The sequence below is a fragment of the Nocardia kruczakiae NBRC 101016 genome, from assembly GCF_001612965.1.
Lineage (GTDB): Bacteria > Actinomycetota > Actinomycetes > Mycobacteriales > Mycobacteriaceae > Nocardia > Nocardia kruczakiae.
In genome coordinates this window covers 13,388-38,208 of the sequence record NZ_BDBL01000061.1, presented here as the reverse complement: position 1 = coordinate 38,208, position 24,821 = coordinate 13,388, and the positions used below count along the sequence as shown (strand labels likewise).

The window sequence follows — 24,821 nt, the reverse complement described above, 5'->3', positions numbered from 1 at the left end:
CGGTGGCGGGGGTCAGCAGGCGCCCGCGAGTCCACGCGCCCCCGGCGGAGCGGCGGCGGTACCATCCGGCGCGTCGCGAGTCATGAACAACATCGCGACGGCCCGGGCCGCGGGCGCGCACCTCAACCGCGCCGACGAAGCCATGGGCGATATCGCCGGTGACCGCTGGGCCAACCGCGCACCCGACCTCGGCAGGAGCACCATTCCGCGATGACGACGACCGACACCTACGAGCGCCGCTCGTACGGGCTGTGGCAGAAGCCCCGCAGCGCAGGCCTTTTCGGACTGCGCTGGGGGGAGACGGTGCTCGGCTTCGTCGTCGTCATCACCGCCCTGATGACGGCGCTGGTCGCCGGGCCGAAACCGGCGCTGTTCGTCGCGATCGTCGGCCTGGTCGTGATGGTTCCACTGGTGTGGCGGACGGGGGGCCGCTCCGGTTACGAGACGGGATTGATGATGTTCCATTGGTTGCGCGGCCGCAGCAAGGGCGAGCACGTCTATCGCGGCGGCCGGTTCTCCCGCATTCCCGGCGGCGTCGCGCGCCTGCCCGGTCTGATGGCGCCGTCGCGGCTGTACGAGGGAATCGACGCCGGCGGGTACAGCTTCGGCATGATCCACCTGCCGCAGTTCGCGCAGTACACGGTCGTGCTGCGGGCCTGGCCGCAGGGACATGAGGCGGTCGACCAGCCGGTGATCGATCGGTGGGTGTCCGCCTGGGGCACCTTCCTGGCCTCGCTGGGCCAGACCTCCGACATCGTCGCGGTGGTTCCGGTGATCGACACCGTCCCGGAGACCGGAAACCGTTTGCTCACCGAGGTTTCCACGATCACCCGGCCGGAATCGCCGGCGCTGGCCCAGCAGGTGATGTACGAGCTGGCGACCGAATTGCCGCAGGAGCGTGTGCAACTGCTGCCGCGGGTGGCGCTCACGTTCAAGGCCACCACCGCCGAACGACGCAAGAATCCGGCCGAGGAGGCCGTCGAGATCGGCCGCCGGTTGCCGGGGATCTGCGCGGCGCTGGCCGAAGCGGGCGTGCGAGCGCAGCCGATGTCGGCCGACGAGGTGATCTCGTTCATCCGCCGCAGCTACGACCCGGCGGCGCAGGCCGATCTGGAAGTGGCCGCCGGCGAGATCGGCGGGCACGGGCTGGATTGGGCCGACGCGGGCCCGATCTCGCACGAGGAACGCTGGGATCAGTTCATCCACGACGGCGGCCGCTCGGTCACCTGGGAGATGGACGCCGCACCCGAGGGCGCGGTCGACGAGCGGGTGCTGCAGCGGCTGCTGGCGCCGAATCCGGAGGTCCCGCGCAAGCGGATCGCGATCGTCTACCGGCCGCATTCGGCCGCCGACGCCGCCGAGATCGTGGACGACGACTACAAGAACGCGCTGGTCGCGCAGCAGAGCGAACGGGGCGTGGTCTCCGCCTCGGCGACGCTGCGGGTCGGCGCCACGCAACAGGCGCGCGAGGAACAGGCGCGCGGCCACGGTGTGACCCGGTTCGGCGCGCTCGTCACCATCACCGAACCGCTGCGCGGTGATCTGCCGCGGATCGAAGCGATTACCCGTGACCTGTCCACACAGGCCCGGTTGAAGATCCGGCGCTGCTACCGCTACCAGGCGGCGGCCTTCGCGGCCTCACTCGGCTGCGGGGTGATCCTGCCGGAACACGCGAGTATTCCCAAGGCATTGGCGGGGTGAGCGCAGATGGCAGGTGAGCACGAGCCACCGGTCCGCTACCGGGGCGAACCACCGCGCTACAGCGAACGGGTGGTGGATCCGGAGAACCCGGTCCAGGCCCGGCCGCGCACGCGGACGGCCCACGACGGCGAGTGGGGCGTCGAGGCCTACGCGCCCGGCCTGCCCCGCTCGGAATACGGTGGCGCACCTGCCGATTGGGACGATGTACCGCTGCGCCCGGCGCGGCGGCGAGCGCGACGCGAGGAGGGCGAACGCGCCCGCCCGGACGCCGCTGCGCCGCCGGAACGCGGTGGGCGTGCGACGGGACACTCGCGCACGGGTGCCGGTGACGACGGTGCGGGACGCACCCGAGGTGCCGCGACTTCCCGACGGGAGACCGAACGCCGCCCGGCGCCCGAATCGAGTGCGGGCGAGGGTGCGCGCTCCGCGCGGAATACCGAATACGATGCGCCGCAACGACGTTCGGGCGGTGATCGGATCTCCGGAGAGCGCGGCTCGGGAAGTCCGCGCCGGCGCGGTGACGATGCGGCGAGGTCCGGTTCCGCCGGTGAGCGTTCGATGCGGCGGGCCGAGCCGGAGCCCGGCCGCCGTCGCCCGGCGAACGGCGACCGGGACGGATCGGTCGGGCGCGACGAGAACCGTCGCGGCGCAGGCGATGCGAGCGGCGCGCGCGGCCGTGCGGGCGGGGACGCGAGCGAGTCCGGGCGGAATCGGGGCGGCCGGACGACGTCGGAGGCGACGCGCGACCGGTCGGCCGACGGCCGGGAAGCCGAACCGTCGAGCACGCGCCCGCGCGGTGCCACCGGATCGGACGGCAGTTCCGCGCCGCGAAGGGCGTCGTCGGAGAACATCGAGGCGGGCAACGGCGTCGCGACGACCGGCGCGACGGGGCCGCGAACCGGTAGCCGGATCGCAGGCGCGGAGGACGACGCGGATCGCGAAAGCCATGGGGCCGAACGCGATACGGTTACCCCACCGGCGGCGAGCGGCCCTCGGCAGCAGGGGGCCGGTGCGACCGAGGATTCGCCGGGCGACACGAACTCGCCGACCGCGACGCGCGCGGAGCCGAGCCACCACGACTCGCCGGACCAGGGTGCGGATCTCGTGGAGGGCGAACGGGCCGAGGCGGCCGAGCGGGGCGACTCGCCCGCTGACGACGTCGCGGACAGCGCCGAATCCGTGCGCTCCCGTGCGAGCGGTCCAGCCGATGCGGCCGGCGGTGAGACGACTACCACATCACGCGGCGCCGACCACGGTGCGGCGCACGACGATTCGGCCGGGGCACGTACCCGGCGCCGGGTGGGCGGGCCGGAGGACCGGTCCGACGATCGAGAGATGTCCTATGCGCATGGCACCCCGCAATCGGCCGAGCTGCCGGCCGGATTCGACCAGGTATCGCCCGAGACGCGCGGAGGGCGCTACATGACCGGTGACTACGAGCCGGCGCCGCGGCGGAGTACCCGTACCGAATACGGCGCAGGGACGGCGCGCCGGCGCACGGAAACGCCGCCCGCCCGGCGCACGGGCCGGGGTCAGCGCACGCTGCGTGATCGCAACGGCTCGAAAATGGCCTCCTACGAACAGCTGTCGCGAGCGTCCCGAGCGGATGCGGAGGCGGGCAACCGGCGGGATCGGCGCAGCAAACCGGTCAAGAAGAAGAATCAGGGCCCGCCCCTGCTCGACGATGCGGCCCGGGCGCGGCTGGAGGCGGTGGCCCGCGAGGGCGCCGGATTGCGCGCCGCGTGGGCGGCGTTCCGGATCCGCACCGACGACCTGCGCCGCGTCAACGCCGCGGCCCGCATCGAATCGGTCGTCGAGGACGGATTCGACCGTGGCACGGCCCAATTGACCGATCGCGGCTATATCGGAGCCGGCGGCGGCCGGATGAACGTGGTGGGCCGCCCCGTCGAATACCGCGCCACCACAGCGCAGGTCGCCGGTCTGTGGCCGTGGTCGGTCGGCGCCGGCGCCCCGCTGATCGGCACCCCGCTCGGCTCGCATCTGCACACCGGCGCGCCGGTGTGCTTCGACCCCATGAACTGGTTCATGCGCGGCAGCTTCATCACCGCGCCGAGCCTGTTCGTGCTGGGGCTCAACGGTTTCGGTAAATCCTCGCTGGTGCGCCGCATCGTGCTCGGCGGTGTCGCGCAGGGGATCACGCCGCTGATCCTGGCCGATGTGAAACCGGACTACCGCAAGCTGGTGGAGATGGTCGGCGGGCAGGTCATCGACCTCGGCTACGGGCACGGCAAACTGAATCCGCTCGCGGGTGGTGTGCTGGGCTCGATCGTCCCGTTGCTGGACGACCTCCCCCAGTTGCAGTTGCAGGTGACTCAGGAACTGCGGGCCCGCCAGGTCACGTTGATCGCCGGTCTGGTCGAACTCGTGCGTGGCGCCCGCGTGCGCGACTACGAGGAGACCTTGATCTCCACGGCGCTGCGCATCCTGTACCGCGAGGGCAGCGGCTTCGCGCCGGAATCACCGCCCATCATGGAGGATCTGCTCGAGGTGGTGGTCGGCGGCGGCCAGGAACTGATGCTCGACGCCGGCGCCGACAACACCGAGGAATACCACGAGGCCACCAAGGGCTTGCGGCGGTCGCTGCGGGCACTGACCCAGGGGCCGTTCGGTGCGGTCTTCAACGGTCAGACGACCACGCCGATCGACACCTCCTCGGTGGCGGTCTGTATCGACGTCTCGCACATCCCGACCGGGGACAAGAAGCTCAAAGCCGGTGTGATGCTGGCCTGCTGGGCCGACGGGTTCGCCTCGGTGGAGGCCGCGCACGTCCTCGCCGACGGCAAACTGGGGCCGCAGCGGTACTTCCAGGTCGTCATGGACGAGCTGTGGCAGGTGCTGGGACTCGGTGACTTCATGGTCGACCGCGTCGACGAACTGACCCGGCTGCAGCGCGGCATGGCGACCTCGCTGATCATGATCAGCCACACCATCAAGGACCTGCAATCGCTCGGATCGGAGGCCGCGATCGCCAAGGCGCTGGGCTTCCTGGAACGCGCGCGCGCCAAGATCTTCGGCGCGCTGCCTCCCGAGGAGATCAACCGCCTGGACTCGACGATCCCGTTCACCTCCGCCGAGGAGGAGATGGTCACCAGCTGGTCGGCCCCGCAGGCGCTGACCGGCGAGGCGCTCAAACCGGGGCAGGCCCGCCCGCCCGCGCCCGGCACGGGAAAGTTCCTGCTCAAGATCGGTGAGGATCGCCGCCCCGGCATCCCGTTCCACATGGAGTTCACCGTGTCGGAAAAAGAAAGCGGAATCCACGAGACCAACCAGCGTTTCAGCGAATTCACCGAATCCACGGCCCGGCGGGGCGACGAGGGGAGTGCCGCGTGATGCCGCACAGGTCATACCGGAGAGTGTCGCCGCAGGTGCGGAAGGCGGCGGTGGAACAGGTCGTCGCGCTCACCGACAAACTGCGCAGCGAGTCGGAGGCCTGCCGGGTCGTCGCCGAACAGATCGGCGTGCACACCAATTCGGTGCGCAACTGGGTGCGTGCCGCGGAGGGGCCCAGCCTGGAACGGATGGACGCCGTGGCCCTGCGCCGCAAAGTGGCGCTGCTGCAACAACAGTTGGCGGCCGCGGCGGAAATGAATCGCACCCTGGTGGAAACCCTGAACGAAACCCGCCGCGCGACATGACGGGTGCGCGGTGAACGCGAGAACCCTCACCGCTCTCGTGCTCGGCGGTGTCGTCTCTCTGATCACTCTCGTGGTGGTGATCGTGCTGCCCTCCTCGGAGGATCCGTGCGCCGATCAGCCGACCACGCCCGGTTCGGGACTGCCGGACACCTCCGGTGCGCCGTGGGCGGCGCGGGCGACGGAATCGGGTTCCACCACACCGGCCGCGACCACCGACCCGCGCGGCTCGACCTCGGCTACTCCCAGTGTCGCCGATATCCCTGCGGCACAAGCGAATCCGAGTGCCACTGCCGCGCCGTCGCTGGCCGCGGGAATCGCGCCGATCCGGCGCACCTGGCCGCTGCCGGGCGGATCGTTCACGGTGTCGGACACGTTCGGCGCCCGCGGCGGCACCCATCTCGGCGTGGATCTGGCCGCACCGGACGGCACCCCGGAGTTCGCGGTGGCCGACGGTGTCGTCGTCGCCGCCGGTCCCGCGTCGGGTTTCGGCAACTGGATCGTGATCGACTCCGTCGACGTCAACGGACGCCCCTTCTCCGCCGTCTACGGCCACGAGTGGGCGAGCGGGGTGAAGGTGCGGGTCGGGCAGCGGGTGCGAGCCGGTCAGGAGGTCGGTGCGGTCGGATCGGCGGGCGAATCCACCGGTCCGCACCTGCATTTCGAAATAGTGCCCGGCGGGCGCCTGACGGGCGGGCATCAGATCGATCCGCTGCCGTGGCTCGACGGCGCGTTGACGCCCAGCGGCGGTGGCGCGTTCCCGTATTCGGCGAACCCGCTGTGCAGCCGGGGATTCGGCAGCGCCGGCGGTGCACTCGCCGACGGTAAGGTGCCGCCGGAGCTCGAAATCTGGTATCGCCGTGCGGGTTCGCTCTGCCCGGAGATCACCGCGTCGGTGCTGGCGGCCCAGGGCCGTCAGGAATCCGGATTCCAGCGCGGGCTCACCTCGCCCGCCGGCGCCGAGGGACTGGCCCAATTCCTGCCCACCACGGCCCGGGCCACCGATCCCGACGACGGACGCCCGTACCTGCTCGACGCCGACGGCAACGGGCAGGCCAGCCTGTGGGACGACGGCGACGCGATCATCGCCCAGGGGCGCTACATGTGTTCGATCGCCCATCAGGTCGAGCGGTGGATCGGCGAGGGCAAGGTGCACGGCGATGTGGTGCCGCTGTCGCTGGCCGCCTACAACGCCGGCGAGGGTGCGGTCCTCGCCTCGGGGGGGATGCCCAATCAGGTTGCCGCGCACTTCTCCGAAACGCGGCCCTACGTCACGAATATCCTCGCCATGGAGGCGCAGTACCGGGCGCCCGGATCGATGGGCCGATTCCAGCCGGGCCACGGTTCGGCGGGCGCCGACATCCTCGCCGCGGCACAGCAGTGGATCGGCACCCCGTACGTGTGGGGTGGCGGTGGTCCGCAGGGGCCGACCGGCGGTGGACTGGACGGTCCCGGCCTGACCTCGGCCGCGGTGTTCGCGGCCTCCTCGGGCGCGAAGACGTTGCCGCAGACCGCGGAACAACAGTGGGAGGCGGGGGCCGAGGTGCCGATGCGCAACGCCCAGCCGGGCGATCTGGTGTTCTCCCGCTTCGGGTTGCGCGGCCCGGCCGAGGTCGGCATCTACGCCGGCAACGGCCGGATGATTCGTGCCGCCGACCCCTCGGGCGTGAGCGAGGCGCCCGTCCCCGGTGACGCGCGGTTACGGAGGGTGTTGTGACGACACGACGCGGTGCGGGACCGATAACCTGGAGACAGCGCCCGGCGTTCCGGGCGCCGGGCCGCCGACCTACGGCACGGGCCGTCTCCGCGAACCTGGTGGTGATGCTGGTGGTGAGCGTCGCACTGCTGTCCGGCTGCGCGGGAGGGTCCGAGCAGGCCGAACCACCGGCGTCGGCCACGTCGACGCCGCGTCAGCTCGAGGCCGCTCCGGCACCCGATCCCGGCACTCCCGACGGTGTCGCCGTCGCCGCCCTGCGCGAGATCTTCACCTGGTACCCGGCGACCGAGGCGCAGGGAGCGTCGCTGGCCCGGGCGCGGAAGTGGCTGGGCCCCAGCCTGCTTCGCACGCTCGACGTCCCGCCGGGGGAGGAGACTCCGAAACCGACACTGCGCTGGGCCGAATGGGGGCGTTCGGGCGTGCGCGTGGAGGCGTTCACCTTCGCCTCCGGCGAACAGGCCCCGGGCAACGGCGATTCGGACCACCAGCAGTTCAAAATCGGTATCGAGCAGACCGCCGTGCACTCCGACGGTTCCCGCGAGACGCTACCCCCCACGACGGTGATCGCCACCGTCGTCCGCACCCCCGACGGCTGGCGGCTCGACGGATTCCGTTGAGCCACGGCCACATACTCGGTCACCTCAGGAGGCGAGATGGCGAAGAAGGTGAAGGACCCGGCCGATCCGGGACCGGACCTCGCCCTGTATCTGATCTACATCGGTTTCGCGGTGGTCGGCACCCTCTGGGTCGCACTGCATCTGGGCAACAAGCTGTCGACGGTGCCCCAGGACGTACCGATCAACCCGATCGCCTGCATCGCGAAGATTGCCCGCGGACAACTGACGTGGCCGACCGCTTCCACGGTGATCGTGCTGCTCGTCGTGCTGGTCGTCGCCGGCCTCGTGTTCGTGCGGCGGGAGATGAAGAAGCGCCGCAGCCGCGGGAAGCTGCCCGTCGACGACAAAGCCCAATACATGGGCAGCGGCGGGGCGATCGCGGCACTCACCGAGGCCGGGGTCCGGGACAAGGCCCAGCAACTGGGCGTCCGTCTCGGCTACGAGGATTCGCCCGGCGTGCCGATCGGTGTCGGGGTGATCGACGGTGTGATGCTGTTCGGCTCCTACGAGGATCTGCATCTCGACATCTGGGGTCCGCGCCAGGGTAAGACCTCCGCGCGTGTGATCCCGGCGATCCTGTCCGCGATCGGCCCGGTGCTCGTCACCTCCAACAAACGCGATGTGGTCGACGCGACCCGGGATGTGCGGGAGGGCAAGGGGTCTCGCACCTTCGTCTTCGACCCACAGGGCGTGGCGGGCGAAGAGCGTGCCCTCTGGTTCTGGGATCCGCTGGCCTGGGTGGACGCCCGGCACGAAGGATGTGAGATGCGGGCGGCTCGCCTCGCGGGGCACTTCGCCGACGCCGACGACGGTGGTGACGGTACGCCCGACAGCTTCTTCGACCCGGAGGCCGAAGATCTGCTCGCGGGCATGTTCCTCGCGGCAGCCGTGGCCAACCGGCCGATCACTCAGATATGGGACTGGGTGACGGATCCGACCGACACCGAATCGGTCCAGTTGTTGCGCGCTGCCGGACACCATTACGTGGCCTCGGGTTTGGCACAGCAGTACAACGCCGCCGAACGGCTCCGGGACAGCATTTTCGGTACGGCGAAGAAGATGGTGCGGTGCCTGAAGCTGTCGAATGTGCATCAGTGGGTGACGCCGGGCGCCGACCGTTACCAGTTCGACGAATGGGACTTCCTGAACCGCAATGGAACCCTGTACTGCCTGTCGCTGGAGGGGCGCGGTTCGGCCGGCCCGCTCGTCAGTGCTCTCACCGAGGCCGTCGTCGACGTCGCGATGCGCAAGGCGACCCACGAACATATGGGCCGGCTCTCCATTCCGCTGCTCGCCGTGCTCGACGAGGCGGCCAACATCGTGCGCTGGAAGGATCTACCGAAGCAGTACAGCCACTTCGGATCTCGCGGCATCGTCGTGATGACCGTTCTCCAGTCGTGGGCGCAGGGTGTGCGGTGCTGGGGGCAGGCCGGGATGGAGGCGCTGTGGGCGGCAGCCAATATCAAGGTGCTCGGACCCGGCGTCGACGATATGGCATTCCTGGCCGCGCGCTCCGAGGCAATCGGCGACTACGACTCCATCTCGTCGTCGGTTTCGGAATCGAAGGGCGGCAAGAGCTATTCGCGATCACTCGGCTCGTCCCGCACTCTCAACGCGAATGCGCTGGCGACCTTGCCGCGCGGGCGTGCCGTGGTGTTCTCCTCGGGGTCGCCGGCGGTGCTCGTGCGTACCGTGCCGTGGTGGGAAGGGGAGTACGCTGCCGAGGTGCGCAAGTCGATCGAACAGCATGATCCGCAGCGTCGCACGACCATGAGCGATCTCGTGGGCGAGCGGACCGTCCTCGACGGCGGATCGATGCCCGGTGAGCCGCCCGCGACGTATGGACAGCCCGAGGAGGTTCGCCCGCTGTGAACGACCAAACCGAGGCCAACGCCACGTACTACGCGAACGTGGGCGAATTCGTGGAGAGCTTCTTGAAAGACGTCTATCGGCGGCAGGTCACTGACCTCACCGATACGGTGTGGTGCCCGGAGTGGTGGAAGCACCCCGAGGCGGCATTGCGCCTCGACGCGCTGTGGCACGCATGGGAATATCTGCGTCAGGACGGCCAGACCGGAATGAGTGCCTGGTTTCTCGAGCATGCCGACCCGCATATGAGCAAGCTGTTCGATCCGCGCGGGCCGTTCAAGTACTGCAGCGTGCGCAACGGTCACAAGGACATGCTCAGTCCGCTCCCGACCAATCCGCCCCAGCGCGACCTGTTCGCCGATCCCAACGGGGCCGAGCTGTACAAGCGCTGATCCGCCGGACGGGGCCGCGATCTACCCAGGTTGTCGCGGAAACGACTGTGTCGCCCCCCCGTTCCGGGTTGGCGGCACAGTCGTGCGGGGGTCGATCAGCGCCCGCGTTCGCGCCCACGCTCGCGTTCGCGCATCCGATCGTCGTGTTCGCGCGCCCGGGTGACCCGAGGCGGCTCCGGGGGCCGGCTGCGAACGGCGGCCTGCGGTGGCTGGGCCTGGCTGACGTCCATGAGCATGCGCACCGCTGCCAGTTCGGGCGCGACTCCTACCCGGGACAGGTGGGCTGCGAGCGCCTGCCGACGTTCGGGGGAGTCGTACCGGGTCAGTTCCCGTTCGCGCGCCGGCCGGCGCTCGGTATGGGTGCGCGCGACCCGTGCACGTTCGCGGTCCTTCTCCAGCGAAATGCCTTGCGCCAGTGCCGGGCGCTCGAGCATCCGTGCCAATTCCAGGTTGCGCGGATCCTTCGCCTTGGCTTCGCGGGCCTCGCGCAGCAACCGCTCGCGGGTCTCCTTGACCCGTTCCTGGGTGACCTTCACGCGCGCTTCGGCTTCCCGCTGACCACGTTCGCGGGTGCGCAGTGCGACCAGTGTCGCAAGCTGCAACATTTGCCTCATCAAAGCCGCTGTCTCGCGGCCGATGTCGTCGAGTTCCTCGGCCATTGCCTGCTCCCCGATGCTGCAGTTGTCTCTGTGGACGATTCTGATGCTTCGTATCGGACTCCGCCACACGAACGGTCGATTCGCCGTGGCGGCGCCCCACCTTCAGCGCAGTCCGTTCTACGAGATTACCAGCGCGGAGCAGGGCAGCCTAACCCCGGATCCGGTCCATCGCAGGCGGATCCGGGGCCGCGCCGGGGGCTCAGCTCAGTTGCATCGTCTTCACCGTGACCGGCTGCTTCGGCGCGCCGTCGCCGGTCGAAGGATCCTCGACGCCGTCCTCGGCGATGGCGTCGAGCGTCTTCAGCCCGGCCTCGTCGACGGTGCCGAAGATGGTGTACTGCGGCGGCAGCTGGGAATCGCCGTAGACGAGGAAGAACTGGCTGCCGTTGGTGTCGGGGCCGCTGTTGGCCATCGCCACCACGCCGCGCTTGTACTGCACCGGAACGCGCTGCGCGTTGGGGTCTCCGGGGGCGAATTGGTCGGTCGGGTATTCGTTGGGGAAGGCATACCCCGGCCCGCCGTTGCCCTGACCGCTGGGATCGCCGCACTGCAGCACCTTCAGCCCCTCGCCGGTGGTCAGCCGGTGGCAGGGGGTGCCGTCGTAGAACTTCTGCTGCACCAGGCTCACGAAACTGTTGACCGTGCAGGGGGATTCACCCGCGTTGAGCGAAATGCCGATCGGCCCGCGGTTGGTGTCGATGGCGACCTTCGGGGAGCCGGTGGTCGAGACCTCGGTCTGCTCGGGCTTGTGCACCGGCTTGGCGGCCTGCCCCCCATCGGTGTAGGAGCAGCTCACGGTCGCGGTCTTCGGCTTGGCCTCCGGCGGCGCAGCGGCCTGCGGGGTGGACGAGAGCGAGGCGTCGGGGGTCTTGGCCGCGGCGCTGGGGGTGTCGTCGCCGCGGGTCAGGTAGTAGATCCCGACGCCGGCCGCGACGACCACGACCACACCGAGCGCCGATCCGGCGATCGCCAGCTGCTTACGCTTGCGCGCACGCTGCGCCTGTCGCTCCAGTCGGCGTTCCAGCTTGCGCTTGGCCGCCGCTCGTCGCTGTTCGTTGGTCGGCACTACCCGGTCCTCCCGTGTCGGTTGCGTATCGGCATAAGAGTGTGCCATCACTTCCTGAGACGACCCCTAACTTCCCCCGATCGTTCCGTACAATTGCGCAGCTCGGCTCGGTGGAGGGTGAACCGGTTGGACTTGCCGTGTCCGGGTGGGGGAAACTGGACCATTGTGACCAAGACCAGCAGCTTCACCGCCCCGAAAGGGATTCCGGATTATGTGCCGCCCGCCTCGGCGGAGTTCGTCGCGGTACGGGACGGACTCGTACGCGCCGCGCGACTGGCCGGATACGGGCATGTGGAGTTGCCGGTGTTCGAGGACACCGCGCTGTTCGCGCGCGGGGTGGGCGAATCGACCGATGTGGTCACCAAGGAGATGTACACCTTCGCCGACCGCGGCGAACGCAGTGTGACCCTGCGGCCGGAAGGCACCGCGGGCGTCATGCGGGCGGTGATCGAACACGGACTCGACCGCGGCCAGCTGCCGGTCAAACTGTGCTATTCCGGCCCGTTCTTCCGCTACGAGCGGCCCCAGGCCGGTCGCTACCGGCAGTTGCAGCAGGTGGGCGTGGAGGCGATCGGCGTCGACGATCCGGCGCTGGACGCCGAGGTGATCGCCGTCGCCGACGCGGGCTTCCGGTCGCTGGGACTCGAGGGCTTCCGGCTCGAGATCACCTCGCTCGGCGACGAGACCTGCCGGCCGCAGTATCGGGAACTGCTGCAGGAATTCCTGTTCGCGCTGCCGCTGGACGAGGACACCCGCCGGCGCGCCGAGATCAACCCGCTGCGGGTGCTCGACGACAAGCGCAAGGAGGTCCGCGCCCTGACCGCCGACGCGCCGCTGATGCTCGACCACCTCTCCGACTCCGCGAAGGCCCACTTCGAGCAGGTGCTGAGCCACCTGGACGCGCTCGGCGTGCCGTACGTGATCAATCCGCGCATGGTGCGTGGCCTGGACTACTACACCAAGACCACCTTCGAGTTCGTCCACGACGGCCTGGGCGCGCAGTCCGGTATCGGCGGCGGTGGCCGCTACGACGGGCTGATGGCGGAACTGGGCGGCCAGCCGCTGTCCGGGATCGGGTTCGGACTCGGCGTCGACCGCACCATGCTGGCGCTGCAGGCCGAGGGTAAGGCCGCGGGCGAACCGGCGCGGGTCGACGTATTCGGCGTGCCGCTGGGGGAGGCCGCGATGGCCCGGCTGGTCGTGCTCGCGGCCGAACTGCGCGCGGCCGGAATCCGGGTCGATCTCGCCTACGGTGGCCGCGGCGTGAAGGGCGCGATGAAGGCGGCCGACCGGTCCGGTGCGGCGTTCGCGCTGGTCCTGGGCGACCGTGATCTGGCCGACGAGCAGGTGGGTTTGAAGGACCTCGGCTCCGGTGACCAGCGTCAGATCCCGCTCGCCGAGGTCGTGGCGCAGGTGTCGGCGGCGCTGGCCGGGCAACGGTAGTACGGTCCGAGGATGTCTCGAATCCCGTGGCGCGCATCGGTTTCCGGTCAGCGGCCTGCCCGGCGCGGCGCGCGCGGATGAGCGCGGCCTCGTGAACGACGCGAATTCCGCGGCGCCGCAACCGGTCGGCCTCGACCTCATCGCCCCGGAGCTGTACGCGCCGATGCTGCGGCGGCTGGCGCTGGGCGCGATCGGCGCGGGTGTCGTCGTCGGCGTGGTGGTGGGGCTGGTCGTGAGCTGGCCGGCCGGTATCGTGGTCGGCGGGGTGCTCGGCGCGCCGACGGCGATCTACGCGCTGGCGGTCCGGCGGCGGCGAATGTGGTTGTCGGGCACGGTGATCGAGGCTCGGACGCTGGTGGGCCAGCGACGGCTCGACGTCGCCGCGGCGACAGGTGTCGAGGTGCTCGTGTACCCGGGGCGGTTGAGCCGGATCGCGCTGCGGATCACCGCCGGTGGCCGGACCCAGACCGTGCCGCTGGCGATGTACACCGATGCCGGCAGCGGACGCGAACTGCACATCCTGGGGTTGCGCACGCTCGCCGACGCGCTCTCGTCCGCGGAGCTGGCCGCCGCGCTGGCGTTGTCCGGATTGCTGGTCGGGCAGTTGCGGGCCGAGGCTCGTGACGCCGGGCTGGAGGAGCGGCCGCTGTATCGAGCGGTGAAACTGGTGCGGGCGCGCGACATCGTGCAGCCGGTGCGGCTGAGCGACAGCGATATCGCGACGCTGAGTCGGGATAGCGCAGCGTGAACGTCACGCTCCAGGCGAAACGGACGTAGTTCGCCGCTGCGGTGCGCGGCATGAACGATATGGGGTCACCGTCCGGTAACGAGCGCGGCCGTGGCGGCGCGGGCGGCCTTTTCGACATCCACCCCGGTCAGCAACTTTTCGGCTTACTCTGGCTCGGTCGAGGTTCGGTCGTATGGCGGGCCTGTGACCACACTGGTACCCGAACCGGCTTGGGTTTGACCTTTCGTGTCTAGTAATACTCCGGCGCGCAGCGAACACTGAGACTTGGAAGGTTTCCAGGATCGAAAAGAGTTCCAACGAAGGGTTCGTCATGCACACCATCAAATTCCGTAAAGCGGCCGCTGTTGCCGCCCTCGCAGTGGCCCTCGGCGCCGTCGTCGCCCCCGCCGCATCTGCCGCGAGCCCATCGAGCACCTCTCCGACGGCCAGCGATATCGACGGTTCCGTCGCGATCTGCTTCCCCTTGGGCAGTGTCGTCTGGTGCATCTGAGCTATCGCGAGAAGGGGTGCCGCCGGGGGGTGGCACCCCTTCCGCGTGTGCAGACGACGGGCGAGCCCGCCGGACGGATCATCGAAAACGATTGCGGGACGGTAGGGATCCGCTCGAGCTGTCTGGTTGCTCACGGTGAGGGGGTTCGGCCGGTGAGGGTCGTTAGGGTGAAGATCGAAGCCGACCGTCGAGTTCTCGTGAACAAGGAGTTGTCGTGAGCCATGCCGCCCGCACGCCCGTGACCGTCACCGTCACCGGAGCCGCCGGTCAGATCGCCTACGGGCTTCTGTTCCGCATCGCCTCCGGCGCCATGCTCGGGCCGCGGACACCGGTGCGCCTGCGGTTGCTGGAGATCCCGGCGGCCGTCGGCGCCGTCGAAGGGGTGGCGATGGAGCTCGAGGACGGCGCTTTCCCGCTGCTCGAATCGATCGACATCAGCGACGATCCGTGGGTGGGATTCGACGGCGCCTCGGTCGCCGTCCTGGTCGGCGCCCGTCCGCGCACCGCCGGGATGGAACGTTCGGATCTGCTGGCGGCCAACGGCCCGATCTTCACCGATCAGGGGGCGGCCATCAACGCCAGCGCGGCCGACGATGTGAAGGTGCTGGTGGTCGGAAATCCGGCCAATACCAACGCCTTCATCGCGATGAGCAACGCGCCCGACGTGCCCGCGGCGCGCTTCACCGCGCTGACCCGCCTCGACCACAACCGGGCCATCGCCCAGCTCGCGGCGCGCAGCGGCGCCCCGGGCTCGTCGATCACGCGAATGACGGTGTGGGGCAACCACTCCGCGACGCAGTATCCGGATATCAGCCACACCCTGATCGGCGGGCGACCGGCCGATCGCGTAATCGACGATCCGGCCTGGGTGCGCGAGACCTTCATCCCCACCGTCCAGCAGCGCGGTACTGCGATCATCGCCGCACGCGGAGCGTCCTCGGCGGCCAGTGCGGCGAGTGCGGCCATCGACCACATTCACGATTGGGTGCTGGGCACCGCGGCCGGTGACTGGGTGTCGATGGCGGTGCCTTCCGACGGCTCCTACGGGGTGCCGGAAGGGCTCATCAGTTCGTTCCCGGTGACGTGTGCCGGTGGTGAATACTCGATCGTGCCGGATCTGGAGATCGGCGAATTCTCGCGTGAGCGTATCGATCTCAGCGTCGCCGAACTCGCGGCCGAGCGCGAGGCGGTGATCGATCTCGGCTTCGCCAAGCGCGGCTGAGCCGATCGACCGCTCGCGCCGCCGATCACACCTTGGCGATGACCTTCTCCGCGTACTTCTCCAGATGCGCGATCTTGTCCGCGAGCGGTTCGGTGTCGTCGCCGGCGACGTACGGGTAGCGGAAGCCGACGATCACGTCGGTGACGCCCTTGTCCTCGAGCCGTTTGATGCCGTCGGTGGTGTAGGCGTCCAGCGAGGCCGCGTGGATCTCGAACGGCGTGGATGCGTCACGCTCGGAACGCAATTCGTTCAGCCGGGCGAGCATGCGGTCGAGATCCTCGGGGTCGCCGCCGGCGTGCATCCAGCCGTCGCACAGGCGCACGGCGCGTCGGAGCGCGGCATCGCTGTGCCCGCCGACGAGGATCGGGAGCGGTTCGGTGGCGCCCGGGGTGATCTTGATCTTCGGAATGTCGTAGAACTCGCCGTGGTATTCGAAGTACTCGCCGCGGGAGAGGCCACGGACGATTTCGATGCATTCGTCCATGCGCTTGCCGCGCCGCTCGAACGGCACGCCCATGATCTGGAAGTCCTCGGGCCACGGGCTGATCCCGACCCCCAGCGAGAAGCGGTTGCCGCTGAGGTAGGCCAGGGAGGCGGCCTGTTTGGCCACCAGCACCGGCGGGCGGATCGGCAGCTTCACCACGAAGGGCGTGAACCGCAGCGTGGTGGTCACCGCGGCCAGTGCCGCGGAGAGGATGAACGCCTCGATGAACGGCTTACCGTCGAGGAATTCCCGGTTGCCGTCCGGGGTGTACGGATAGGTCGAATCCGACTCCGCGGGATAGGCGACGCTGTCGGCGATGGTCATACTGTGGAATCCGGCCGCCTCCGCGGCCTGTGCCAGCGGTACGTAGTGCGCCGGATCGGTCATCGCCTCCGCGTAGGTGAAACGCATCGGTGGTCCTCTCGGGTGTTGCCGATATGAAACTAGAACAGATTCTAGTTGTGCTGGCGATCCTAGTGGGATAGGCAGTGCGTTGTCCCGAGTTCGACCACTGATCGGTCGAATGAACCTGTTCTAAGTCCGGCTCCCGACGCGGAATGGCCCGGACCATACGGTCCGGGCCATCCGGTGCGACGATGCGGCTGCCGCGCCGCGGCGATCAGAGCTGGTCGTTCTCGTAATCGCTGATGAGCTCGTCGGAATGGGTCTGGCCGATGACCTCGGGGGTGGTCTCTCCCAGCGGGCCGGTGAGGTCGGTGTTGCCGGTGAGGCTCTGGTAGTTCTGCACCGTGCGGCCGCGATCGTCGTCGGCGTTGCGCTGCCCGGCCGCCGGTGTGCCGCCGCCCATGAAACCCGAACCGGGCGTGCCCTGGCCGGGCGTACCGGGCATGCCAGGGCCGAACGGCATCCCGGGGATCCCGGGGCGGGCGCCGGGCATCGCGGACCCGAGGCCGGGCTTGGCCGCCGCGCCGCCACCGGAGGCGGTGGCGCCGAGTCCTCCGGTGAGGCCGCTCAGCGCGCCGCCGCCACTGCCGCTCATCGACCCCGGGTGCGCGCCGTTACCACCGAAGGCGCTGGCATGCGTCGAAGTCCCGGACAGCCCGGAACCGCTCAGGTCACCGAGACCGGCGGCCTGGGTGTCCGCGCCCCCGCCCGACAGGAGGCTCTGGGCCTGCTCCACGATGGGCTGTCCGACGTTCTGCGCCACCGCCTGCGCGGCATCGGCCGCCTGCGGTGCGTACTGGCCCGCGAGCTGGTTGACCACGTTCGCCAATTGGCCTGTGTAGCCCCCCAATTCGCCTCGGGTGGCGTTCACGATCGTGACCGCCTGGCCGAGATGTTCGGTGGCCGCGGCGATCAGCGTGGCCTGGCCCGGGGGAGTGAAGGCGACGGGCGCGAGCGCGCCGGCCTGGGTCGCGAAGGACTGGGCGACCTGAGTGAGCTGGACGTTGCCGCGCTGCACCACCGCCGCGGCTTCGTCGGTGAGTTTCGAGATGTCGAAGCCGCGCTGGCTGGCGTCCTCGCCGTGGGCCTGCACCTGCCGGCCCGCGGTCTGGGCGCTGGTGGCCGACTGGCCCTGCCAGACCTGCTCGACCGACTTCTTCGCACCCATACCGATCTGCATGGCGCTCTGGATGACCTGTGAGGACTGGCTGAGCAGATCGGCCGGATTGAGTGCCCCCATCACGCCGGTGCCGAAACTCGACAGCAGGTCGAGGAACGGCTTGAACAGCACGTCGATCCCCGGCAGCGCGGGCAGCGCCATACCGCTCATCAGCGCGGCCACCGGATCGGCGAACATCGGTGGCAGATTCGCCGGCACTGCCGCGGCGACCGGGGCAGCGGCCTGCTGGACCGCACCGGCGGCACCGTCGAGTGCGGCGGGCGCCTGATTCAGTGCGGCCTGGGCGCCGTCGAGCACATGCTGCGCGCCGGGTACCCCGCCGACCGCACCGGCGGCCTGATGCAACGCGTCGTGGCCCGCGCCGAGCAGCGGCGACGCGGCGTCGCCCAGCACTGCGGGGTGGCCGTCACCGGCATCGGGGGCGCCGGAACCCCCGCCGGGCAGGTGCGGAGCGCCGATTCCGTGGGAACCGTTGTCCTCGAACTCTTTCCGCGCGGTGGTGAAGGCCGGCGCCGAGGCGGGCGGCGTATCCGGCGGCAGCTGCGGGAGCGGAATGTCGGTGATCGGACCCTGCTGTGCGGCCGAGGCCGGCGTGGCGTCCGGGAGGGAGACCGGTGCGGCGGGCGCGATCGGTGAGGTGTCGGGCGCGGGGGCGGCCGGTGCGGCGATGACGCCGCTGTCGGTACCGGAACCGATGGTGTGCACCGATCAGCCTCCGATCGCGTTGCCGATGGCGCCCAGGGTGCCGGCGGCGGCTGCGTCGTTGTCGCCGAGGATCGCGACGGTGCCGAATGCGGACTGCCCCAAGTGATTACATTTGGCCGACAGATCGTTGACATCGCTGCAGTGCAAGACCTGCGCCGCCGCGAACATCGCCAGGTAGTCGGCCCCGATGAGCCCGAAGACGGGCGTCATCGCGGCGACGTGCGTCGCGGTATCCATATTGGCCGCGCCGGCGATTTCGGTTCCGATGCTCTGATGTGTCGCCCCGAACGCGCTGATCGCGCTCTGGTCGGCGGTGAGATCGCTCATCGAACTTGCCCCCCAATCATCGTGGTCAACTCAGTCGTCAACGTCGAACAAGCCTCGGCGACCGGGCGTCGACCGGAGGCTGGGCTGGGCTCAATATAACCGACCCGGCCGACGCGATTCGAGTCCGACAAACTAGAACTTGTTGCAAATTAGAACGGGTTCTATATTCTCGTCGCATGAAGGTCGCAGTCACCGGCGCAGCCGGCTTCCTTGGCACGAATCTGCTTCACCAGCTGGTGGAGCGCGGTCACGAAGTGGCCGCCATCGATCGGGTTCGGCCCTCCGGCGCAACGGATCCGAGTGTGACCTGGGTGAGCGGCGACGTGCTGGACCCGGCATCGATGCGTTCGGCTCTGGCCGGAGCGGAGGTGGTCTACCACCTGGTCGCCGTGATCACCCTGGCGCATCGCAACGACCTGGCCTGGCGGGTGAACACCGAAGGTGTGCGCGTGGTGGCCGAAGCCGCGCTGGCGGTCGGCGCCCGGCGCATGGTGCACGCCAGTTCGATCCACGCCTTCAACCAGTACAGCTGTGGTGGCCGCATCGACGAGAACGCGCCGCGCTCCGTCGATCCGGCGTTGCCCGTCTACGACCGATCCAAATTCCAGGGCGAGGTGGAATTGCGTGCGGTCGTCGATCGGGGTCTGGACGCCGTGATCTGCAATCCGACCGGCGTCTACGGCCCGGTCGACCACTCCGATTCCCGGATCAACACGACGCTGTGGGATGCCGCGCGCGGCCGGGTGCCGGTGATGATCGGCGGCGGATTCGATCTGGTCGACGTGCGTGACGTCGCCACCGGCCTGATTCTCGCGGGCGAGCGCGGGCGTACCGGCGAGAACTATCTGCTTTCCGGGGCAATGGTGACGATGCTCGAGGTCACCCAGCTCGCCGCCCAGGTCAACGGGAAGCGGGGGCCGCGCTTCGCCATTCCGGCCAAGGTGATCTCCGGGGCGCTACCGGTGCTGGAACCGATCGGGAAGATGCTCGGCAGCGACCGGGTGTCGCGGGCGGCGATGGGAGCGCTGCTGTCGGCACCCGAGATCGACGGGACCAAGGCGCGGACCGAACTCGGCTACCTGCCGCGTCCGACCGAGGAAACCGTGCGTGACCTGGTGGCCTTCTACAAGGGCGAGCCGGTGCGTACGGTCGCGAGCAGCATGGCCTGACGGTCCTTCCGGGACGGCGCCGCGGCATGAACGGGGTGCGGGCGTGGCGCTGTCCTTGACATCGTATCGAACGGGTGTTCGACTGGACGGGTGCGATGGCAGAACCAGAACCCGGCAGCCGATGACGGCGCGCTCCCAGGGCTGGAGCGTGCCGGATTCGTCCGCAGCGTGCAGACGCCGGACTTCGAGGGCGTCACCTTCCATGAAGTGCTGTGCAAGAGTGCGCTGAACAAGGTGCCGCAGCGTTCGGCGGTGCCGTTCGAATGGACGATCAATCCGATGCGCGGCTGTTCACACGCCTGCAGGTACTGCTTCGCCCGCCCCACCCACGAATATCTGGACCTGGATGCCGGGCGTGATTTCGACACCCAGATCGTGGTGAAGACGAACGTGGCCGCGGTGCTGCGCCAGGAATTGCGCCGCCGCTCGTGGCGGCGCGACCCGGTCGCGCTGGGCACCAACACCGATCCCTACCAGCGGGCCGAGGGGCGTTACCGCCTGATGCCGGGGATCATCGCCGCCCTCACCGACGCGGATACGCCGTTCTCCATCCTCACCAAGGGCACGCTGCTGCGGCGGGACCTGCCACTGTTGGTGGAAGCGGCCCGGGTGGTCCCGGTGAGTCTGGCGGTGTCGATCGCGACGGTCGACGAGGAACTGCATCGCGCGGTCGAGCCGGGTACGCCCGGCCCCCGGGCGCGGCTGGAACTGGTGCGGTCGCTGGCCGAGGCCGGATTCGACGTGAACGTGATGGTGGCTCCCGTCATCCCGTATCTCACCGACGACGTCGACCATCTACATCGATTACTCGGCGCGATCGCGGCGTCCGGCGGGGCGCGGGCCACCGTGCTGCCCATGCATCTGCGCGGAAGTACCCGGGGCTGGTTCCTGGAATGGCTGGCCGAACATCACCCGGCGCTGCTGCGGCGATACCGGCAGTTGTACGGTCGTGGGGCGTACGTCACACCGGAGTACTCTGCGTGGTTACGGCAGCGAGTGGATCCGCTGCTGGCCCGGTATCGGCTCGATCGGCACCGGGACCTACCGGCGCGGGGCCGGGCCGCCGGCCCCTCCGAGCCGGACGGTGACGTGCAGGCAATACGGTCCGACCCGCAGTTGGCGTTGTTCGGTTGATCGCTCCGCCGGATACCGGCGGACCACCGGCCCCTGGGGGCCCGGTCGCTCGCGGCCGAAATTCGTTGTACCGCATGCTCGGCGGGTTGTTCGTTCCACGGATTCTCCGGCGAGCCGCGGAGTAACTTGGCGTGTGGTACCTCATCCCTACGAGGAAGTGATGCAGGCGCATGGTGTCGAATCAGGGCGTTGACAGCCCCACCGGCAGCGAAAAATTGGAGAAGGTCGTCATCCGCTTCGCCGGTGATTCCGGCGACGGTATGCAGCTGACCGGAGACCGATTCACCCACGAGGCGGCCGCCTTCGGCAACGACCTCGCCACCCAGCCGAATTTTCCGGCCGAGATCCGCGCACCCCAGGGCACACTCCCCGGTGTGTCGTCGTTCCAGATCCAGATCGCCGACTACGACATCCTCACCGCCGGCGATCAGCCCGACGTGCTGGTGGCCATGAATCCGGCCGCGCTCAAGGCGAACATCGATGATCTGGCGCGAGGCGCGACGGTCATCGTCAATACCGACGAATTCACCAAACGCACCCTCGCGAAGGTCGGCTACGAACGAGATCCGCTGACCGACGACAGTCTCGGCGACTTCGTGGTGCACCGGGTGCCGATGACGTCGCTGACACTGACCGCCACCGAACCGGCCGGGGTCGGCAAGAAGGACGGCCAGCGCGCGAAGAACATGTTCGCCCTGGGGCTGCTGTCGTGGATGTACGGCCGCCCGCTCGGCGGTACCGAGGCCTTCATGCGCGAGAAGTTCGCCGCCACACCGGAAATCGGCGAGGCGAACGTGCTGGCGTTCCGGGCCGGCTGGAACTACGGCGAAACGACCGAAACCTTCGCCACCACCTACGAAGTCGCGCCCGCCGCGTTGCCGCCCGGCACCTACCGGCAGATCACCGGCAATACCGCCCTCGCCTACGGTGTGATCGCGGCCGGGCAACTGTCCGGGCTGCCGGTCTTCCTGGGCACTTATCCGATCACTCCGGCCTCCGACATCCTGCACGAACTCAGCAAACACAAGAACTTCGGCGTCACCACCTTCCAGGCCGAGGACGAGATCGCGGGAATCGGTGCGGCACTGGGTGCTTCGATCGGTGGCGCGCTCGGCGTGACCAGTACCTCGGGTCCCGGGCTGGCGCTCAAGAGCGAGACCATCGGCTTGGCGGTGATGACGGAACTGCCGCTGGTGATCATCGACGTCCAGCGCGGCGGCCCCTCGACCGGCCTGCCCACCAAGACCGAACAGGCCGATCTGCTCCAGGCGCTGTACGGGCGCAACGGCGAATCGCCCGTCGCCGTGGTGGCGCCGCGCTCGCCGGCGGACTGTTTCGCGGCCGCGGTGGACGCGGCGCGGATCGCGCTCACGTACCGCACCCCGGTTCTGCTGCTGTCCGACGGTGCCATCGCCAACGGCTCCGAGCCGTGGTCGATTCCACGGGTCGGCGACCTCGAGCCGATCGACCCCGCATTCGAACCGCCGGCGGAAAAGGACGCCGCGGGCGGGCACCCGTTCCAGCCCTACGCGCGCGACCCGGAAACCCTCGCCAGGCCACTGGCCAGGCCCGGAACCGCCGGTCGCGCTCACCGGATCGGCGGCCTGGAGAAGGCCGACGGCAGCGGCAACATCTCCTACGATCCGGCCAACCACGAACTGATGGTCCGCCTGCGTCAGGCGAAGATCGACGGCATCGCGGTCCCCGACCTCGAGGTCGACGACCCCGACGGCACCGCCGAGCTGCTGCTGATCGGCTGGGGCAGTTCCTACGGCCCGATCGGTGAGGCATGCCGTCGGGCGCGCCGCCGCGGCGTACCGGTCGCACAAGCCCATCTGCGCCACCTCAACCCGCTACCGGCCAATACCGGCGAGGTGTTGCGCCGCTATCGCCGGGTGGTCGTGCCGGAGATGAACGGCGGCCAGCTGGCGTTGCTGCTGCGCGGCAAATACCTGGTCGACGTGCAGCCGTGGACGAAGGTGGCCGGGACCGCCTTCTCCGCGCAGGAGCTGGTCGGCGTGATCGACGCGGCACTGGACGGATCCATCGGCGAGCTGGAACAGAACAAGGCCTTCGATGCCCGGGCCCGGGCGACCTATCGCACGACAGGGGGATACCGATGACCATCATCGACACCTCGCTCATCGGCGCCGATCTCGGCCTGACCGGCGTCTCCGGGGTACCCGGTGCGGACGGGCCGCAGAAGGTGAAGGACTTCACCTCCGATCAGGAGGTGCGCTGGTGTCCCGGATGCGGTGACTACGTCATTCTCGCGACCGTGCGCGGTTTCCTCGCCGAGCTGGGCCTGCGGCGGGAGAATTTGATGTTCGTCTCCGGCATCGGATGTTCCAGCCGGTTCCCGTACTACCTGGACGCCTACGGTATCCACTCCATTCACGGCCGTGCCCCGGCGATTGCCACCGGACTCGCGGTGACCAGGCCGGATCTGTCGGTCTGGGTCGTCACCGGCGACGGTGACGCCCTCTCGATCGGCGGCAATCACCTGATCCACGCGCTGCGCCGCAACGTGAACATGACGATCCTGCTGTTCAACAACCGGATCTACGGCCTGACCAAGGGCCAGTACTCACCGACCTCCGAACCGGGGAAGGTGACCAAGTCGACGCCGCTCGGCTCGATCGACCACCCGTTCAACACGCTGTCGGTGGCGCTGGGAGCCGAGGCGAGTTTCGCCGCGCGCGCCCTCGACTCCGACCGCGCCGGTCTCACCGAGGTGCTGCGCGCCGCGGCCGAGCACCGCGGCACCTCGTTCGTGGAGATCCTGCAGGACTGCCCGATCTTCAACGACGGCTCCTTCGACGCGCTGCGCCGCGACAACGCCGAATCCCACCTGATCCGCTTGCGGCACGGGGAACCGATCCGCTTCGGCGCGGACGGCGAATTCGCGGTGGTGCGCAACGGTTTCGGGCTCGAGGTGGTCGCTTCGTCGGAGGTCGCCGAGAGTGAAATCGTGGTGCACGACGCCCAGTGCGAACGGTCCGAATACGCCTATGCGCTCTCGCGGTTGACCTCCCAGGATCTGACTCACGTCCCGATCGGCATCTTCCGCGACGTCACCCGTCCCACCTACGACGACGGCGTCCGGGCGCAGACCGCGGTGGCGGTCGAACGCGCACCGGTCGGACCGCAGTCGCTGCAGGATCTGCTCAACGGCCGCGAGACCTGGACCGTCGGCTGATCGAAGGGACCGGCGGCCCACAACGATTGCGCCCCTGAGCTTTTCGGCGCCCGATCGCGAGTTCGCGATCGGGCGCCGTAGGATCCGGGATCAGCGATCGGCGACGAACGCGTCGACCAACTTCTTGCACAGGTCCGCGAAGCGGGTGCGGTCTGCCTTCTGGGCGTCGGTGAGTCCGTCGGTGCCGCCGGGGGAGTACACCACCAGGTGCACGTCCTGGTCGGGTGTGGCGCCCAGGAAATCGAGCAGGGTGGACCCGCCGCTGCCGTCGGTGGGCATGCCCAGATCCGCGGCGGCCAGTTTCTTCGCCTCCTCGGCGGCGGCATGGACCGCGTCGAGGGAGACGTGTCCGTTGCGCTGCCGCGGCGCCTTGTCGGCGGGGCGGTCCGGATCGGCGGCGTCGGGGCTGTTCACCGCATGCCCGTCCGAATAGACGAGCAGCGTCGGTGCCGGCGTCACCCCGGCGTGCTCCCCGCCCGGAATCGTGGTCAGCGCCACCGACAGTCCGGCCGCCGGTTCGTCGGCCACGGCCGTCATCGCGCCGCCGACCACGGTCAGTGCCGCGGCGCAGACCGCCACCGCCGCCCGCACACCCGGCACTGTTCGTCTCGCACCACCGATAACCCGCATGTCGTTCACTC

General features: G+C 69.4%; 21 protein-coding genes and 1 pseudogene. 16 read left to right on the top strand and 6 right to left on the bottom strand.

Features of this window, described 5'->3' with window-relative positions:
* The 8 genes and pseudogenes from NK1_RS34075 to NK1_RS30665 all read left to right on the top strand — a co-directional run.
* A pseudogene (locus NK1_RS34075) lies at positions 1-214 on the top strand (hypothetical protein); the annotation flags it as partial.
* Positions 211-1,701: an SCO6880 family protein gene (locus NK1_RS30695; RefSeq protein ID WP_063014393.1), complete on the top strand. Its 1,491-nt coding sequence runs from the start codon at positions 211-213 to the stop codon at positions 1,699-1,701. The pseudogene NK1_RS34075 and the gene NK1_RS30695, both read left to right, overlap by 4 nt.
* Before the next feature lie 6 nt (positions 1,702-1,707).
* Positions 1,708-5,052, top strand: coding sequence for a hypothetical protein (locus tag NK1_RS35940; protein ID WP_245660950.1), 3,345 nt, complete (start codon positions 1,708-1,710; stop codon positions 5,050-5,052).
* A gap of 35 nt (positions 5,053-5,087) precedes the next feature.
* Entirely contained in the window at positions 5,088-5,357 is a 270-nt protein-coding gene (locus NK1_RS30685) for a transposase (RefSeq protein ID WP_227463133.1), read from the top strand.
* Positions 5,358-5,367: 10 nt separating this feature from the next.
* Positions 5,368-7,071, top strand: coding sequence for a peptidoglycan DD-metalloendopeptidase family protein (locus NK1_RS30680; RefSeq protein WP_063014391.1), 1,704 nt, complete (start codon positions 5,368-5,370; stop codon positions 7,069-7,071).
* A 104-nt stretch (positions 7,072-7,175) separates the two neighbouring features.
* Entirely contained in the window at positions 7,176-7,688 is a 513-nt protein-coding gene (locus NK1_RS30675) for a hypothetical protein (protein WP_084461810.1), read from the top strand.
* Positions 7,689-7,724: 36 nt separating this feature from the next.
* Positions 7,725-9,560, top strand: coding sequence for a type IV secretory system conjugative DNA transfer family protein (locus NK1_RS30670; RefSeq protein WP_063014387.1), 1,836 nt, complete (start codon positions 7,725-7,727; stop codon positions 9,558-9,560).
* On the top strand, positions 9,557-9,949 hold the full coding sequence (locus NK1_RS30665; protein ID WP_063014381.1) for a DUF4913 domain-containing protein: 393 nt from the start codon (positions 9,557-9,559) through the stop codon (positions 9,947-9,949). Before NK1_RS30670 ends, NK1_RS30665 begins: the two co-directional genes overlap by 4 nt.
* A 95-nt stretch (positions 9,950-10,044) precedes the next feature.
* On the opposite strand, the gene NK1_RS30660 is transcribed toward NK1_RS30665, so the two are convergent.
* Together NK1_RS30660 and NK1_RS30655 are read right to left on the bottom strand one after the other, a co-directional pair.
* Positions 10,045-10,608, bottom strand: a complete 564-nt coding sequence (locus NK1_RS30660) for a hypothetical protein (RefSeq protein ID WP_063014379.1) — start codon at positions 10,606-10,608, stop codon at positions 10,045-10,047.
* Between the two features lie 199 nt (positions 10,609-10,807).
* The gene (locus tag NK1_RS30655; RefSeq protein WP_063014377.1) at positions 10,808-11,674 is read right to left on the bottom strand and encodes a peptidylprolyl isomerase; all 867 of its coding nucleotides are present in this window, start codon (positions 11,672-11,674) and stop codon (positions 10,808-10,810) included.
* Between the two features lie 165 nt (positions 11,675-11,839).
* On the opposite strand from NK1_RS30655, the gene hisS reads away from it, so the two are divergent.
* The 4 genes from hisS to NK1_RS30635 all read left to right on the top strand — a co-directional run bounded on the left by hisS (position 11,840) and on the right by NK1_RS30635 (position 15,577).
* A complete protein-coding gene (gene hisS / locus NK1_RS30650) occupies positions 11,840-13,117 on the top strand; it encodes a histidine--tRNA ligase (protein WP_063014375.1) in 1,278 nt (425 codons plus the stop codon).
* A 91-nt stretch (positions 13,118-13,208) separates the two neighbouring features.
* The gene (locus tag NK1_RS30645) at positions 13,209-13,865 is read left to right on the top strand and encodes a hypothetical protein (RefSeq protein ID WP_063014373.1); all 657 of its coding nucleotides are present in this window, start codon (positions 13,209-13,211) and stop codon (positions 13,863-13,865) included.
* 310 nt (positions 13,866-14,175) lie between these two features.
* Entirely contained in the window at positions 14,176-14,355 is a 180-nt protein-coding gene (locus NK1_RS30640; protein WP_062997770.1) for a hypothetical protein, read from the top strand.
* A 214-nt stretch (positions 14,356-14,569) separates the two neighbouring features.
* Entirely contained in the window at positions 14,570-15,577 is a 1,008-nt protein-coding gene (locus NK1_RS30635; protein WP_063014371.1) for a malate dehydrogenase, read from the top strand.
* 25 nt (positions 15,578-15,602) lie between these two features.
* Here NK1_RS30635 and NK1_RS30630 read toward each other — a convergent pair whose 3' ends face one another.
* The 3 genes from NK1_RS30630 to NK1_RS30620 all read right to left on the bottom strand — a co-directional run bounded on the left by NK1_RS30630 (position 15,603) and on the right by NK1_RS30620 (position 18,678).
* Positions 15,603-16,472, bottom strand: a complete 870-nt coding sequence (locus NK1_RS30630) for a TIGR03619 family F420-dependent LLM class oxidoreductase (RefSeq protein WP_063014369.1) — start codon at positions 16,470-16,472, stop codon at positions 15,603-15,605.
* A 208-nt stretch (positions 16,473-16,680) separates the two neighbouring features.
* Complete coding sequence (locus tag NK1_RS30625) at positions 16,681-18,351, bottom strand: hypothetical protein (protein WP_063014367.1); 1,671 nt, start codon at positions 18,349-18,351, stop codon at positions 16,681-16,683.
* Between the two features lie 3 nt (positions 18,352-18,354).
* Positions 18,355-18,678: a type VII secretion target gene (locus tag NK1_RS30620; protein WP_063014365.1), complete on the bottom strand. Its 324-nt coding sequence runs from the start codon at positions 18,676-18,678 to the stop codon at positions 18,355-18,357.
* 176 nt (positions 18,679-18,854) lie between these two features.
* Between NK1_RS30620 and NK1_RS30615 the strand changes: the two genes are divergently transcribed.
* The 4 genes from NK1_RS30615 (at position 18,855) to NK1_RS30600 (ending at position 24,180) form a co-directional block, all read left to right on the top strand.
* The gene (locus NK1_RS30615; protein ID WP_063014363.1) at positions 18,855-19,847 is read left to right on the top strand and encodes an NAD-dependent epimerase/dehydratase family protein; all 993 of its coding nucleotides are present in this window, start codon (positions 18,855-18,857) and stop codon (positions 19,845-19,847) included.
* 90 nt (positions 19,848-19,937) lie between these two features.
* On the top strand, positions 19,938-20,981 hold the full coding sequence (locus NK1_RS30610; RefSeq protein WP_063014361.1) for an Rv2578c family radical SAM protein: 1,044 nt from the start codon (positions 19,938-19,940) through the stop codon (positions 20,979-20,981).
* A 170-nt stretch (positions 20,982-21,151) separates the two neighbouring features.
* Complete coding sequence (locus NK1_RS30605) at positions 21,152-23,104, top strand: 2-oxoacid:acceptor oxidoreductase subunit alpha (protein ID WP_063014359.1); 1,953 nt, start codon at positions 21,152-21,154, stop codon at positions 23,102-23,104.
* The gene (locus tag NK1_RS30600; protein ID WP_063014357.1) at positions 23,101-24,180 is read left to right on the top strand and encodes a 2-oxoacid:ferredoxin oxidoreductase subunit beta; all 1,080 of its coding nucleotides are present in this window, start codon (positions 23,101-23,103) and stop codon (positions 24,178-24,180) included. Before NK1_RS30605 ends, NK1_RS30600 begins: the two co-directional genes overlap by 4 nt.
* Positions 24,181-24,270: 90 nt before the next feature.
* On the opposite strand, the gene NK1_RS30595 is transcribed toward NK1_RS30600, so the two are convergent.
* Positions 24,271-24,810, bottom strand: a complete 540-nt coding sequence (locus NK1_RS30595; protein ID WP_063906155.1) for a hypothetical protein — start codon at positions 24,808-24,810, stop codon at positions 24,271-24,273.
* Positions 24,811-24,821: the final 11 nt, after the last annotated feature.